A 13,632-nucleotide genomic window follows, 5' to 3' on the forward strand; every position below is an offset into this window, starting at 1 on the left:
GGATGTTGGCCCGGAGCAAGCATCTTTTCCAGGCCCGTCAGGCGAAAATTAGCCCTTGCTGGCTTTATTCGCCGCCTGCACGTGCAGCATATCCAGCGCAATGGTTGCCGCCGCCAACGACGTCAGATCGGACTGATCGTAGCCCGGCGCGACTTCCACCAGATCCATACCCACGATATTCAGCCCCTGCAGACCGCGAATCAGCTTCAGCGCTTTATCGGTGGTCAGGCCACCAATCACCGGCGTGCCGGTGCCAGGCGCATGCGCCGGATCGAGGCAGTCGATATCAAAGGTCAGATAAACCGGCATATCGCCGACAATCTGCTTCACCTGCGCCAGAATGTCATCAACGCCGCGATCGTTAACCTGCGCCGCGTCCAACACCTGATAGCCAAGGTTTTTATCAAATTCGGTACGAATACCGATCTGTACCGAACGTTGCGGATCGATCAGACCTTCATTCGGCGCATGGTGGAACATGGTGCCGTGGTCAAATTTCGGGCCGTTGGAATAGGTGTCGGTATGCGCGTCAAAATGCACCAGCGCCATTTTACCGAAATGCTTCGCGTGGGCGCGCAGCAGCGGCAGCGTAATATAGTGGTCGCCGCCGAAAGTCAGCATGCGCTTGCCGCTTGCCAGCAGCTGCTCGGCATGCGCCTGCAGTTTGTCGCTCAGATCCTGTGAATCGCCAAAAGCGTAAACCAGATCGCCGCAGTCGATTACGTTCAGACGCTCACGCAGATCGAAATCCCACGGCCAGCGGCAGCCTTCCCACGCCAGGTTAGTGGAGATCTGGCGAATCGCGCCTGGGCCAAGACGACTGCCGGGGCGACCGGAGGTCGCGGCATCAAAAGGCACGCCGGTAATCACCCACTCCGCATCGCTGCTGTACGGCTGGAAGTTCAGCGGCAGGCGCAGAAAGCCGAACGCATTGGAAACCAGCGAGTTATCGTACTGATGGCCTAAGGTGTTGGTGTTATTCATAACAACTCCTTGATTCATGACGGCGCGGCCGACATGGTTGTTCAGATGAAAAAAATCCCCTCCGCGTCGTTAAACCCGACGAGGAAGGGATTTGATGGAAAAGCTGACGGCGATTATCGCCGCGCGCAACGCAGGCGGCAATGTCATTTTTGACCCTTGCCGCCGCATCGTCGCTTATTCGTCTTCTAAATAAGTATAGCCGTAGAGACCCGCCTCAAACTCTTCAAGGAACTGCGCGCGCAGCTCTTCGTCAAGCTCGGTCTGTTTGACCTGATTACGGAACAGATCCAACAGCTCCTGCGGGTTCAGCTGAACATACTCCAGCATATCCGCCACGGTATCCCCTTCATCTGACAGCTCGACTTCAACGCTGCCGTCGGCGAAGGCGTAAACGTTAACTGCTTCCGTATCGCCGAACAGGTTATGCATGTTGCCGAGGATCTCCTGATACGCGCCCACCATAAAGAAGCCCAGCATCGGTGGATTATCCACATCATACTGCGGCATTGGCATGGTGGTGGCGATGCCGTCGCCATCTACGTAGTGATCGATGGTGCCGTCGGAATCGCAGGTGATATCGAGCAGTACCGCGCGGCGCTCCGGCGTTTTATCCAGCCCTTCCAGCGGCAACACCGGGAAGAGCTGATCGATACCCCACGCGTCCGGCATCGACTGGAACAGCGAAAAGTTAACGTAGATCTTATCCGCCATGCGTTCCTGCAGCTCGTCGATAATCGGACGGTGAGCGCGGTTGCTGGGATCCAGATGCTGCTGAATATAGTGACAGATGCTCAGATAGAGCTGCTCCGCCCAGGCGCGCTGCGACAAATCGTAGGTGCCCTGCGAATAGCCGGTATGGATATCATGCAGATCCATCTGGCTGTCGTGCAGCCATTCACGCAGCGAACGACGCGTATTCGGCTCGTGCATCTCCAGCCAGGTTTCCCACATGCTCAGCAACGGACGCGGCGCATCTTCTGCTGGCGCCGCAGGCTCGCTGAACTCGCTGCGTTCAACACCGATAATATTGGAAACCAGCACGGTATGATGCGCGGTTACCGCACGGCCCGATTCAGTGATCACCGTCGGATGCGGTAAGCCATGCTCTTCACAGGCGTCGCCGATCGCCCAGATAACGTTGTTGGCGTATTCGTTCAGGCCATAGTTAACGGAACAGTCGGACTGCGAGCGCGTGCCTTCATAGTCAACGCCCAACCCGCCGCCGACATCAAAGCACTGAATGTTGACGCCCAGCTTCGCCAGCTCAACGTAGAAACGCGCCGATTCACGTACGCCGGTCGCGATATCACGGATATTGGCCATCTGCGAACCGAGATGGAAATGCAGCAACTGCAGGCTATCGAGACGCCCGGCGTTGCGCATGATATCGACCAGCTGCAGCACCTGCGAAGCGGACAGGCCGAATTTCGATTTCTCGCCGCCGCTGGACTGCCATTTACCGGAGCCCTGCGAAGCCAGACGGGCACGAATACCCAGGCGCGGCACCACATTCAGGCGCTCCGCCTCTTCCAGCACCAGTTTCACCTCGGTCATTTTTTCGATAACCAGGTAAACCTTATGCCCCATCTTTTCGCCAATCAGCGCCAGACGAATATATTCACGATCTTTATAGCCGTTACAGACGATCACCGTACGCGTCTTACCGGCGTGCGCCAGTACCGCCATCAGCTCCGCTTTCGAGCCCGCTTCCAGACCCAGCGGCTCGCCGGAGTTAATCAGCGACTCGATGACGCGCTTGTGCTGGTTAACCTTGATCGGATAGACCAGGAAGTAATCGCCCTGATAGCCGTAGGATTCACGCGCGCGTTTAAAGGCGGCGTTAATCGAGCGCAGACGGTGCTGCAGGATCTGCGGAAAGCAGAACAGCGCCGGTAAACGCTGGCCATCGGCCTCACGCTCTTTTACCAGGCGGGCCAGGTCAACGCGCACGTCCGGCATATCCGGATCGGGACAGACGCTAATGTGCCCCAGCTCGTTGACGTCGTAATAGTTGTTGCCCCACCAGGCAATGTTATAGGTGCGCAGCATTCTGCTCGCATCTTGATCGCTCATCGCCACCTCCTGCATCGAGCGCAGTTCACCCTGTTCGCCAGCTGACGAACCCTTGATATTCTTTATGTCGTCAGACATCGCGAACCTCAACATTAATTAGTGTGGCAGAATAATTAGCAACTATCGCAGTTTGGCATTGCCAGAACAAGCCATCTTCCGGCGCGGTTGCCAGCATATCATGCTGAACCGTCGCCTCAGGCCACTGCGTCAGTGATTCAGTGTAAAACACGTCGCCGAACTCCGTGTTGCGGGATAGAAAAAGCATCAGCTCACCTTCAGTAAACACTGAAGGCACCCAGTAAAAACTGTAGCAAGTTAGCCTGCGCTCGTGTCGTGATGATGACCGATACAGAGAAAACGTTGGCGGAAAAGGCTGGCGGAGGCGCAAACGGAAAGGGACAACCGCACATCAGTGCAGCGGAGCGAACCGGAAGAAAGGATGAAAACCTGGTTCATTACTCGTATCACCTCCACACATGCCGGGCATGTGGAAAATAGGCCTGAGGGTGAAAATCAGATCAAAATCTGACGGGCCAGACGCCGCAGCGTCCTGTTTCTTCGCTGAAAACAGCAGCCGCGTTTTATACCGCTCACGCAGGCAAAATGCAAAAACAAATTATGTAAGCTGTGGTTGCTATCAGGAAATGGCGATCCTGGCCGATAACTCGAAAAGAGCCCACAACAAAAAAGGGCTGGCAATTCGCTTACGGAGTAACCTAAAATAGACGTCCAGATGTTAATCCGTCTAAACTGGTTAACTTCTGTGCTGCACGCGGCTTTGCCTGAAGGGGCGTTGAATCAGGCTAAGCCTTTTTCTGCGCCGGGCAGTTGTTCATTAAACCGTTTTAGTAAGGTAAAGAATCAAATGGCTAAACACCTTTTCACCTCAGAGTCCGTATCCGAGGGACATCCTGATAAAATCGCCGATCAGATTTCGGACGCCGTTCTTGACGCGATTCTCGCTCAGGATCCGAAAGCACGCGTGGCTTGCGAAACCTATGTGAAGACCGGCATGGTGCTGGTCGGTGGCGAAATCACCACCAGCGCCTGGGTTGATATCGAAGAGATCACGCGCCAGACCGTACGTGACATCGGCTATGTTCACTCTGATATGGGCTTTGATGCCAACTCCTGCGCCGTGCTGAGTGCGATCGGCAAGCAGTCGCCGGATATCAATCAGGGCGTTGACCGCATCGATCCGCTGGAACAGGGCGCGGGCGACCAGGGCCTGATGTTTGGCTACGCCACCAATGAAACCGATGTGCTGATGCCAGCGCCGGTGACCTATGCGCACCGTCTGGTGCAGCGTCAGTCTGAAGTGCGTAAAAACGGCAGCCTGCCGTGGCTGCGTCCGGATGCCAAAAGCCAGGTGACCTTCCAGTACGATGGCGGCAAAATTGTGGGTATCGACGCCGTGGTGCTGTCTACTCAGCATGCGGAAGAGGTTTCTCAGTCTGACCTGCAAGAAGCGGTGATGGAAGAGATCATCAAGCCGGTCCTGCCGACCGAATGGTTGAGCGCCAGCACTAAATTCTTTATTAACCCAACCGGACGCTTTGTTATCGGCGGCCCCATGGGCGACTGCGGCCTGACCGGTCGTAAGATCATCGTTGATACCTACGGCGGCATGGCCCGTCACGGCGGCGGCGCGTTCTCAGGTAAAGATCCGTCCAAAGTTGACCGCTCAGCGGCTTATGCCGCGCGCTACGTAGCGAAAAACATCGTGGCCGCAGGCCTGGCTGACCGCTGTGAGATCCAGGTTTCCTACGCTATCGGCGTAGCAGAACCGACCTCAATCATGGTGGAAACCTTCGGCACAGAGAAAATCGCGACCGAGCAGCTGACGCTGCTGGTGCGTGAATTCTTCGATCTGCGTCCGTACGGTTTGATTCAGATGCTGGATCTGCTGCAGCCGATCTACCGTGAAACGGCAGCTTACGGCCACTTTGGTCGCGAGCATTTCCCGTGGGAAAAAACCGATAAAGCACAGCAGCTGCGCGACGCAGCGGGCCTGTAAACACTTCACGCTGCCGCATTCGTCGGCGGCGTTCAATGTAAAAGGGAGCATTAATGGCTCCCTTTTTTTATTCCTCATGTTTTTTTTCACCAGCTACACTTTTGGTTGCCTGTCGGCTGCGCCGTCATGATAACGCTTACAAATCGAAAGGCCTTATATTTCTGTTATTTAGGATTTAATCGCGGATGTATTTTGCCGGAAAATGCGTTATTTTCAGCGTCGTCTGATAGTTCGTTAACACCCGACTGTCAGAAACTTAACAGGTGCTATACCTTACTGGTTATGTAATCAGAGCCTGGTGATAAATGCTGGTTTTCAGGGTTCCAGCGAGTGTAACCGATTACACCTCTGTGATCTGTCTCACTTTTCGCCACGTTCGGGTCTCTTAACATTGATAACTACAACGATGGATACTATTCGGAGGCACTATGCCTGGTAATACCCACAAAAGCAGAACCTCGAATAAGATGATGACCTTATTCGTCTGCTTTCTTGCTGCACTTGCTGGCCTGCTGTTTGGCCTGGATATCGGCGTTATCGCCGGTGCCCTACCCTTTATCGCCAAAGATTTTAACGTTACACCTCATCAACAAGAGTGGATCGTTAGCTCAATGATGTTTGGCGCCGCAATCGGTGCGATCGGCAGCGGCTGGATGTCCTCCCGCCTGGGTCGTAAAAAAAGCCTGATGGCAGGTGCCATCCTGTTTGTGATCGGTTCGCTCTGGTCGGCTATGGCGCCTAACCCGGAAATGCTGATCGCCGCTCGCGTGGTGCTGGGCCTGGCCGTAGGCGTTGCCTCTTATACCGCGCCGCTCTACCTGTCGGAAATCGCGCCGGAGAAAATTCGCGGCAGCATGATCTCTCTCTATCAGCTGATGATCACTATCGGTATCCTGGGCGCTTATCTTTCCGATACCGCCTTTAGCTATAGCGGCGACTGGCGCTGGATGCTGGGCGTGATCACCATTCCGGCGATCCTGCTGCTGGTTGGCGTTTTCTTCCTGCCCAACAGCCCGCGTTGGCTGGCGGCAAAAGGTAACTTCCGTGATGCACAGCGCGTATTGGATCGCCTGCGCGATACCAGCGAGCAGGCAAAACGTGAACTGGATGAGATCCGCGAAAGCCTGAAAATCAAGCAGACCGGCTGGAGCCTGTTCCGTGGCAACAGCAACTTCCGTCGCGCGGTGTTCCTCGGCGTACTGTTGCAGGTGATGCAGCAGTTTACCGGCATGAACGTCATCATGTATTACGCGCCGAAAATCTTTGAAATCGCGGGCTTTACCAATACCACCGAGCAGATGTGGGGCACGGTCATCGTTGGACTGATCAACGTTCTCGCCACCTTTATCGCTATCGGTCTGGTGGATCGCTGGGGCCGTAAACCGACGCTGACGCTGGGCTTCCTGGTGATGGCGGTGGGTATGGGCATCCTGGGCACCATGCTGCATATCGGTATCGAATCGCCGGGCGCGCAATACTTTGCCGTTGCCATGCTGCTGATGTTTATCATCGGCTTTGCGATGAGCGCCGGTCCGTTGATCTGGGTGCTGTGTTCTGAAATTCAGCCGCTGAAAGGCCGCGATTTCGGTATCACCGTTTCCACCACTACCAACTGGATTGCCAACATGATCGTCGGCGCAACCTTCCTGACGATGCTGAATACGCTGGGCAACGCCAATACCTTCTGGGTATACGCAGGCCTGAATATTCTGTTCATCATCCTGACGGTGATGCTGATTCCGGAAACGAAAAATATCTCTCTGGAACATATCGAACGCAATTTGATGTCGGGCAAAAAACTGCGCGATATCGGTTCGCAAGAATAATCCTGCTATCGGTAACAGCCGGGGCCGCCTTTGCCGCCCCGGCTTTTTTTTAACGCTTCCCTCCCCTTTCTCCGGCGCGTTCAATCACGGCATCCCATTGTTTTCTTTTTTTACGCGCCGTATGCTTTGCCGCTATGAAATCGATTCGCCTTCCTATTGCCCTGCAGCAGGCCGTGATGCGCACGCTACGTGAGAAGCTGCAGCAGGCTAACCAGCGCCTGGCACGCAACTATCCTGAACCCAATCTGATTTATCAGCAGCGCGGGACGGCGGCGGGCACCGCCTGGCTGGCAAGCTGGGAGATCCGCCTTAATCCGGTGCTGCTGCTGGAAAATCAGCAGGCGTTTATTGAAGAAGTGGTGCCGCACGAGCTGGCGCATCTGCTGGTATGGCGTCACTTTGGCCGCGTCGCGCCGCATGGCAAAGAGTGGAAATGGATGATGGAAACCATTCTGGAGGTACCGGCACGCCGTACGCATTCCTTTGCCGTCGCCTCGGTGCGCGGCAAATCCTTTCCTTACCGTTGCCGCTGCCAGCAGCATCAACTGACGGTTCGCCGTCATAACCGCGTGGTGCGCGGCGAAACAGAATATCGCTGTGTCCAGTGCGGCGATCGGCTTGTCGCAGGCGATTACGCGCCGCCAGGCAACTGATCCGCCCAATTAGCGCGCATTTCCCCTCAATCGGCCCTTTGGCATTTCGACAGACGTCGCAATCTGGTACGCTGCGCGCTCTTTTTCGTCAGTTGAAAAATGGAATATGTCTCGCAAATTTTTGTTTACCGTTCTCTTTTCCGCTCTGCTCGCGCCGTTAGCCGCGCATAGCCTGAGCGTAAACGCTTATCATCAGAATAATTTTCAGCAGGCGAAGAAAGTCTCTGTGCAAATCAATGCCGATGCGCCAGGCTCCTTTTACTGCGGCTGTAAAATTAACTGGCAGGGAAAGAAAGGCGTGCCCGATCTGGCGTCATGCGGCTATCAGGTGCGTAAAAACGCTAACCGTGCCAACCGCATCGAATGGGAGCATGTGGTTCCCGCCTGGCAGTTCGGCCACCAGCGCCAGTGCTGGCAGGACGGCGGTCGTAAAAACTGCAGCAAAGATAAAGGCTATCGTGAGATAGAGTCGGATCTGCATAACCTGCAACCGGCGATTGGCGAAGTGAACGGCGATCGCGGCAACTTTATGTACAGTCAGTGGAACGGCAGCGAACGTCAATACGGCCAGTGCGCAATGAAAATTGATTTCAAAAATAAACTGGCAGAGCCGCCAGCACGTGCGCGCGGCATTATCGCCCGTACTTATTTTTATATGCGCGATCGCTACCAGCTGCGCCTTTCTCGTCAGCAAACGCAGCTGATGCAGGTATGGGATAAGCAATATCCGGCCACGCCCTGGGAATGCGAACGTGATAAGCGCATCGCAAAAATTCAGGGAAACCATAACCCGTACGTTGAGCGCGCTTGCCAGCGCTAAAAGCGCTGCCCTAAACTTTACGTAACCGCGTGATGCGCTGCGCGCCCGTCACGCGAAGGCACTTTCTGCCGTGCGCCTGCGCGGCCTGTTATGATCAGGAACCTCATGCGAAAACCCCGCATTTATCATCCCGAAAGTTTAACGGTCGGTCAGGAGATCGCGCTTAGCGAAGATGCCGCCAATCACGTTGGCCGGGTGCTGCGTATGGGCAGCGGCCAGGCGCTGGAACTGTTTGATGGCAGTAATCTGGTTTTTGACGGTGAAATTGTTCGCGCCGATAAGCGCAGCGTAACGGTAAAAGTTATGCAAAGCCGCGAAGATAGCCGCGAATCGCCGCTGCATCTGCATTTAGGCCAGGTTATGTCGCGTGGTGAAAAGATGGAGTTCACCATTCAAAAGTCGATTGAACTGGGCGTTAATGTTATTACCCCCTTGTTTTCTGAGCGCTGCGGCGTAAAGCTGGACGCCGAGCGTCAGGCCAAAAAGATTCAACAGTGGCAAAAAATCGCCGTGGCCGCCTGCGAGCAGTGCGGGCGTAATGTGGTGCCTGAGGTACGTGAAGCGATGTCGCTGGAAGCCTGGTGCGCCGAACAGGACAACGCGCTGAAGTTGAATCTTCATCCACGCGCGCAGCACAGCATCAATACGCTGCCGCAGCCGGTGGAGCGGGTGCGCCTGCTGATTGGCCCGGAAGGCGGGTTGACCGCTGAAGAGATCGCCATGACCGGCCACCAGGGTTTTACCGATATCTTGCTTGGCCCACGCGTGCTGCGCACAGAGACCACCGCGCTCACGGCCATTACGGCACTCCAGGTCAGGTTTGGCGATCTGGGTTAAGCTGAATAAGCGGCCCATTGCGTTAAGCCTGAAAAAAGAATTTATGCCAATCTGCGGCAAGCGGCATACCGGCCGCCCGCTCGAGGAGAACAGAATGATTAAGCTTGGCATCGTCATGGATCCGATTACGACGATCAATATTAAAAAAGATTCCAGCTTTGCAATGCTGCTGGAAGCACAGCGCCGTGGTTATGAAATTCACTATATGGAGATGGGCGATCTCTATCTACGCGGCGGCGAAGCGCGCGCCCGCACGCGCCAGCTCAGCGTTGAGCAGAACTATGACAAATGGTTTGAGTTTGGCAGCGAGCAGGATATCGCGCTGGCCGAGCTGAACGTGATTCTGATGCGTAAAGATCCGCCTTTCGACACAGAATTTATTTACGCCACCTATATGCTGGAGCGTGCGGAAGAGCAAGGCGTGCTGATCGTTAACAAACCGCAAAGCCTGCGCGACTGTAATGAAAAGCTGTTTACCGCCTGGTTCTCTGAGCTGACGCCCGATACGCTGGTAACGCGTGACGGCAAGCGCATCCGTGAGTTCTGGCGCCAACACGGCGACATTATCCTGAAGCCGCTGGACGGCATGGGCGGCTCCTCTATTTTCCGTGTGAAACAGGACGATCCCAATGTCGGGGTCATTCTGGAAGCGCTGACCAATCACGGTAAGTTCTTCTGCATGGCGCAAAACTATCTGCCAGCGATTAAAGATGGCGATAAACGCGTGCTGGTGGTGGATGGCGAGCCGGTGCCTTATTGCCTGGCGCGCATTCCTCAGTCGGGCGAAACGCGCGGCAACCTCGCCGCCGGTGGCCGCGGTGAAGCGCGTCCGCTGAGCGAAAGCGACTGGGAGATCGCGCGTCGCGTTGCGCCGACGCTGAAACAAAAAGGCCTGATCTTTGTTGGCCTGGATATTATCGGCGACAAGCTGACTGAGATAAACGTTACCAGCCCGACCTGCATTCGTGAAATCGAAGCCGCCTTCCCGGTCTCCATCACCGGTATGTTGATGGATGCTATTGAGAAGCGCCTGGCGTAAATTTGAACGGGGCAATAGCCCCGTCTTCAACCTGTTAATGGTCCCTGCGGTCACCTGCCGTTAGCCGTTAACCCGTATTCAGACGAGTGAGAATGAATTTACAGCACCATTTTTTGATTGCGATGCCCGCCCTCCATGATCCGCTGTTTAAACGTTCGGTGGTCTATATCTGCGAGCATAATCAGGACGGCGCCATGGGGATAATTATTAATAAACCGATGGAGAACCTGACGGTTGACGGCATCCTGACCAAACTGAAAATTGCGCCCTCCCCGCGCGATCCGCAGGTTAAGCTGGATAAACCGGTTTTTTCCGGCGGCCCGCTGGCGGAAGATCGCGGCTTTATTTTGCATTCCGCGCAGCGCACTTTCGCTTCCAGTATCCGTATCTCTGATAATACGGTGATCACCACCTCACGCGATGTCCTTGAATCTCTTGGCACGCCGGAACAGCCGGAGCAGGTGCTGGTTGCGCTCGGCTACTGCGCCTGGGAGAAAGATCAGCTGGAAGGCGAACTGCTGGAAAATGCCTGGCTGACCACGCCCGCTAACAGCAATATTCTGTTCCAGACGCCAATTGCCGAACGGTGGCGTGAAGCGGCGAAAAGCATCGGCGTGGATATACATAATATCACCAGCGAGGCAGGCCACGCCTGATGAGCAACATGACACTCCTGGCGTTTGATTTTGGCACCAAAAGCATCGGCGTTGCGGTCGGCCAGCCGCTTACCGGCACCGCACGTCCTTTGACCGCCCTGAAAGCGCAGGACGGCATCCCCAATTGGGAACAGATCGAACGCCTGCTTCAGGAATGGCAGCCACAGCAGGTGGTGGTCGGCCTGCCGTTAAATATGGACGGCAGCGAACAACCGCTCACCGCCAGAGCGCGCAAATTTGCTAACCGGCTGCATGGCCGTTTCGGCGTGCAGGTGGTACTGCATGATGAGCGGCTCAGTACCGTTGAAGCGCGCGCCGATCTGTTTGCTCGCGGCGGCTATAAAGCGCTGACCAAAGGCAGCGTCGATTCGCTTTCAGCGGTGATTATCCTGGAAAGCTGGTTTGAGAACCTTCCGGCCTGACCACCAGCCCCTGCTGCTGCCGCTGTAACAGGCTTTGCTCGAAAGTTTGCATACCTGACTGCATGCCGGTTTGCAGCAGGCCAGCAACCTGATGCGTTTTCCCTTCACGGATCAGGTTAGCGATCGCCGGGGTATTAATCAGCACCTCGTAAAGCCCAATACGTCCGCCCGCTTTCGCGGCAACCAGCCGTTGCGCGATCACCGCTTTCAGGCTGGCGGCTAATTGGCTGCGCACCAGATTTTTCTGCTCCGCCGGAAAGACATCGATCAGACGATCCACCGCCTGCGGCGCGCTGCGCGTATGCAGCGTCGCCAGCACCAGATGCCCGGTTTCCGCTGCCGTCAGCGCCAGCCGAATCGTCTCCAGATCGCGCAGCTCTCCCAACAGAATCACATCAGGATCCTCGCGCAGCGCCGCCCGTAATCCCTGCTGAAAGCTACTGCAATGCTGGCCTATTTGCCGCTGCTGAATCAGCGACTGGCGGCTGTGGTGAATAAATTCGATGGGATCTTCCAGCGTAATGATATGGCGCGCCGCCTGCTGATTCAGAGCATCCACCATTGAGGCCAGCGTGGTGGATTTACCGCTGCCGGTTGCGCCGGTGATCAGGATCAAGCCATCTTGCTGCTCCAGCAGCGCCGCAACGCTGGCAGGCAGGCGCAGCGCCTCAAGCGAGGGGCAACGGCTGTTGATCATGCGCAGCGCCAGCGAGATCCCCTGCCGCTGCCGAAATAAATTGGCGCGCAGACGTTGCCCGCAGGCAAGGGTCAGCGCGAAATCGATATGGCCGTGCTGCGTTAAGCTGGCCTGCTGTGCGGCATCCAGCCAGCGCTCGCGCAGCGCCTCCAGCTGCGTTGCGCGGGTCGGCGGCAGATCAGGGATCGGCTGCAACAGGCCATCCAGACGCCAGCGCGGCAAATCTCCGCTACAAAGGTGCAGATCGGCAGCATTATGCTTTACACTAAGGGCCACGATTTCCTCCACATCCATGATGTTCTCCTGACTATGACTTCTATTCAGCACAACTTACAGGAAGTACGCCAGCGTATCGCCTCGGCGGCGTCGCGCTGCGGCCGCGATCCAAAAGAAATTACGCTGCTTGCCGTCAGTAAAACTAAACCTGCGAGCGCTGTCGCAGAAGCCCTGCAGGCAGGACAAATCGCCTTTGGCGAAAACTATGTCCAGGAGGGCGTGGATAAAATTCAGCAGTTAGTCGCTGTCGGAGAGGTTGAATGGCACTTTATCGGCCCGCTGCAATCCAATAAAAGCCGTCTGGTGGCGGAAAATTTTGCCTGGTGCCATACGGTGGATCGCTTACGTATCGCCACGCGCCTGAACGATCAGCGCCCGGCGCACCTGCCGCCGCTGAATGTGTTAATTCAGGTAAATATCAGTGACGAAAACAGTAAATCCGGCATTATGCTTGAGGCGCTGCCGGAACTGGCGCAGGCGGTTGCGGCGCTGCCGCATTTGCGGCTACGCGGGCTGATGGCGATTCCGGCGCCGGAAAAAGATTACCCGCGTCAGTTGGCGGTCTGTCAGAAAATGGCGGACGCGTTGGCCTCGCTGCAACAGCATTATCCATCCGTCGATACACTTTCTCTGGGAATGAGCGACGATATGGAAGCCGCGATTGCGGCAGGCAGTACCATGGTTCGTATCGGCACCGCGATTTTTGGCGCACGCGATTACGGCACCACCCCCCCACAACAATAATTGAGGAACCCCATGCTGACGTTGACTTTCCTGGTAACGACGCTGATTAATTTGTACGTGAAAGTGTTGTTGCTGCGCATTTGGATGCAGTGGGCAAGATGCGATTTTTATAACCCGTTTTCCCAGTTTGTGGTCAAGATTACTCAGCCGATTATCAAACCGCTGCGTCGCGTTATTCCCTCCATCGGCCCGGTGGACACCGCGTCGCTGCTGCTGGCCTATGTGCTTAGCGTGCTGATGTTTACCCTGGTTTTCGCGCTGCAAAGCAGCGTTTTCCTGTTCGATCCGGTGTTTCTCTATTTTGGCCTTGTCTCGCTGGTGAAAGCCGCAGGCGTGCTGGTGTTCTGGGTAATCATCGTCCGTTCGCTGATGAGCTGGATAAGTCAGGGGCGTAATCCGGTCGATTACGTGCTGATTCAGCTGACCGAGCCGCTGATGGCGCCTGTGCGTCGCATTCTGCCCGCGATGGGCGGCATCGATTTCTCCGCCATGGTGGTGATTCTGGTTCTCTATATGCTGAACTTCCTGGGCATGGATTTCATTCCTGGCTGGGCGCAGCTGTAATTGTTTTTATCGCAGTAAACGTTT

14 protein-coding genes are annotated in these 13,632 nt (G+C 55.7%); 10 read left to right on the forward strand and 4 right to left on the reverse strand.

What is annotated here, in order from left to right; all coding sequences use genetic code 11:
• Nucleotides 1-48: 48 nt before the first annotated feature.
• The 3 genes from speB to J2X14_RS15375 all read right to left on the reverse strand — a co-directional run bounded on the left by speB (nt 49) and on the right by J2X14_RS15375 (nt 3,322).
• Entirely contained in the window at nt 49-984 is a 936-nt protein-coding gene (gene speB / locus J2X14_RS15365) for an agmatinase (RefSeq protein ID WP_352412044.1), read from the reverse strand.
• 174 nt (nt 985-1,158) lie between these two features.
• Complete coding sequence (gene speA / locus J2X14_RS15370) at nt 1,159-3,135, reverse strand: biosynthetic arginine decarboxylase (protein ID WP_352412045.1); 1,977 nt, start codon at nt 3,133-3,135, stop codon at nt 1,159-1,161.
• Nucleotides 3,128-3,322, reverse strand: a complete 195-nt coding sequence (locus J2X14_RS15375; protein ID WP_352412046.1) for a hypothetical protein — start codon at nt 3,320-3,322, stop codon at nt 3,128-3,130. The genes speA and J2X14_RS15375 overlap by 8 nt, the downstream gene beginning before the upstream one ends.
• A gap of 600 nt (nt 3,323-3,922) precedes the next feature.
• Between J2X14_RS15375 and metK the strand changes: the two genes are divergently transcribed.
• The 8 genes from metK to ruvX all read left to right on the forward strand — a co-directional run bounded on the left by metK (nt 3,923) and on the right by ruvX (nt 11,327).
• A complete protein-coding gene (metK, locus tag J2X14_RS15380) occupies nt 3,923-5,074 on the forward strand; it encodes a methionine adenosyltransferase (protein ID WP_352412047.1) in 1,152 nt (383 codons plus the stop codon).
• A 428-nt stretch (nt 5,075-5,502) separates the two neighbouring features.
• On the forward strand, nt 5,503-6,900 hold the full coding sequence (locus J2X14_RS15385) for a sugar porter family MFS transporter (RefSeq protein ID WP_352412048.1): 1,398 nt from the start codon (nt 5,503-5,505) through the stop codon (nt 6,898-6,900).
• Between the two features lie 134 nt (nt 6,901-7,034).
• Nucleotides 7,035-7,553, forward strand: coding sequence for a SprT family zinc-dependent metalloprotease (locus J2X14_RS15390; RefSeq protein ID WP_352412049.1), 519 nt, complete (start codon nt 7,035-7,037; stop codon nt 7,551-7,553).
• A 106-nt stretch (nt 7,554-7,659) separates the two neighbouring features.
• Nucleotides 7,660-8,373 carry a deoxyribonuclease I gene (endA, locus tag J2X14_RS15395; RefSeq protein ID WP_352412050.1) on the forward strand — a complete coding sequence of 238 codons (714 nt, stop codon included), beginning with the start codon at nt 7,660-7,662 and terminating at the stop codon, nt 8,371-8,373.
• Nucleotides 8,374-8,478: 105 nt separating this feature from the next.
• Nucleotides 8,479-9,210 carry a 16S rRNA (uracil(1498)-N(3))-methyltransferase gene (rsmE, locus tag J2X14_RS15400; protein WP_352412051.1) on the forward strand — a complete coding sequence of 244 codons (732 nt, stop codon included), beginning with the start codon at nt 8,479-8,481 and terminating at the stop codon, nt 9,208-9,210.
• A gap of 94 nt (nt 9,211-9,304) precedes the next feature.
• Entirely contained in the window at nt 9,305-10,249 is a 945-nt protein-coding gene (gene gshB, locus J2X14_RS15405) for a glutathione synthase (RefSeq protein WP_352412052.1), read from the forward strand.
• Nucleotides 10,250-10,341: 92 nt separating this feature from the next.
• Nucleotides 10,342-10,905, forward strand: a complete 564-nt coding sequence (locus tag J2X14_RS15410; protein WP_352412053.1) for a YqgE/AlgH family protein — start codon at nt 10,342-10,344, stop codon at nt 10,903-10,905.
• A complete protein-coding gene (gene ruvX / locus J2X14_RS15415) occupies nt 10,905-11,327 on the forward strand; it encodes a Holliday junction resolvase RuvX (RefSeq protein WP_352412054.1) in 423 nt (140 codons plus the stop codon). The genes J2X14_RS15410 and ruvX overlap by 1 nt, the downstream gene beginning before the upstream one ends.
• Here ruvX and J2X14_RS15420 read toward each other — a convergent pair.
• Entirely contained in the window at nt 11,290-12,318 is a 1,029-nt protein-coding gene (locus J2X14_RS15420; protein ID WP_352412055.1) for a type IV pilus twitching motility protein PilT, read from the reverse strand. The genes ruvX and J2X14_RS15420 overlap by 38 nt on opposite strands.
• Before the next feature lie 15 nt (nt 12,319-12,333).
• Between J2X14_RS15420 and J2X14_RS15425 the strand changes: the two genes are divergently transcribed.
• Both J2X14_RS15425 and J2X14_RS15430 read left to right on the forward strand, forming a co-directional pair.
• Nucleotides 12,334-13,044 carry a YggS family pyridoxal phosphate-dependent enzyme gene (locus tag J2X14_RS15425; RefSeq protein WP_352412056.1) on the forward strand — a complete coding sequence of 237 codons (711 nt, stop codon included), beginning with the start codon at nt 12,334-12,336 and terminating at the stop codon, nt 13,042-13,044.
• A 12-nt stretch (nt 13,045-13,056) separates the two neighbouring features.
• Entirely contained in the window at nt 13,057-13,608 is a 552-nt protein-coding gene (locus tag J2X14_RS15430; protein WP_352412057.1) for a YggT family protein, read from the forward strand.
• Nucleotides 13,609-13,632 lie beyond the last annotated feature (24 nt).

It is taken from the genome of Mixta sp. BE291, assembly GCF_031457955.1.
Classification (GTDB): Bacteria; Pseudomonadota; Gammaproteobacteria; order Enterobacterales; family Enterobacteriaceae; genus Mixta.

Excerpts from the sequence above, each read along its gene's own strand:
- speB (WP_352412044.1), bottom strand. The coding sequence starts at position 984 with ATGAATAACACCAACACCTTAGGCCATCAGTACGATAACTCGCTGGTT.
- speA (WP_352412045.1), bottom strand. The coding sequence starts at position 3,135 with ATGTCTGACGACATAAAGAATATCAAGGGTTCGTCAGCTGGCGAACAG.
- J2X14_RS15375 (WP_352412046.1), bottom strand. The coding sequence starts at position 3,322 with ATGCTTTTTCTATCCCGCAACACGGAGTTCGGCGACGTGTTTTACACT.
- metK (WP_352412047.1), top strand. The coding sequence starts at position 3,923 with ATGGCTAAACACCTTTTCACCTCAGAGTCCGTATCCGAGGGACATCCT.
- J2X14_RS15385 (WP_352412048.1), top strand. The coding sequence starts at position 5,503 with ATGCCTGGTAATACCCACAAAAGCAGAACCTCGAATAAGATGATGACC.
- J2X14_RS15390 (WP_352412049.1), top strand. The coding sequence starts at position 7,035 with ATGAAATCGATTCGCCTTCCTATTGCCCTGCAGCAGGCCGTGATGCGC.
- endA (WP_352412050.1), top strand. The coding sequence starts at position 7,660 with ATGTCTCGCAAATTTTTGTTTACCGTTCTCTTTTCCGCTCTGCTCGCG.
- rsmE (WP_352412051.1), top strand. The coding sequence starts at position 8,479 with ATGCGAAAACCCCGCATTTATCATCCCGAAAGTTTAACGGTCGGTCAG.
- gshB (WP_352412052.1), top strand. The coding sequence starts at position 9,305 with ATGATTAAGCTTGGCATCGTCATGGATCCGATTACGACGATCAATATT.
- J2X14_RS15410 (WP_352412053.1), top strand. The coding sequence starts at position 10,342 with ATGAATTTACAGCACCATTTTTTGATTGCGATGCCCGCCCTCCATGAT.
- ruvX (WP_352412054.1), top strand. The coding sequence starts at position 10,905 with ATGAGCAACATGACACTCCTGGCGTTTGATTTTGGCACCAAAAGCATC.
- J2X14_RS15420 (WP_352412055.1), bottom strand. The coding sequence starts at position 12,318 with ATGGATGTGGAGGAAATCGTGGCCCTTAGTGTAAAGCATAATGCTGCC.
- J2X14_RS15425 (WP_352412056.1), top strand. The coding sequence starts at position 12,334 with ATGACTTCTATTCAGCACAACTTACAGGAAGTACGCCAGCGTATCGCC.
- J2X14_RS15430 (WP_352412057.1), top strand. The coding sequence starts at position 13,057 with ATGCTGACGTTGACTTTCCTGGTAACGACGCTGATTAATTTGTACGTG.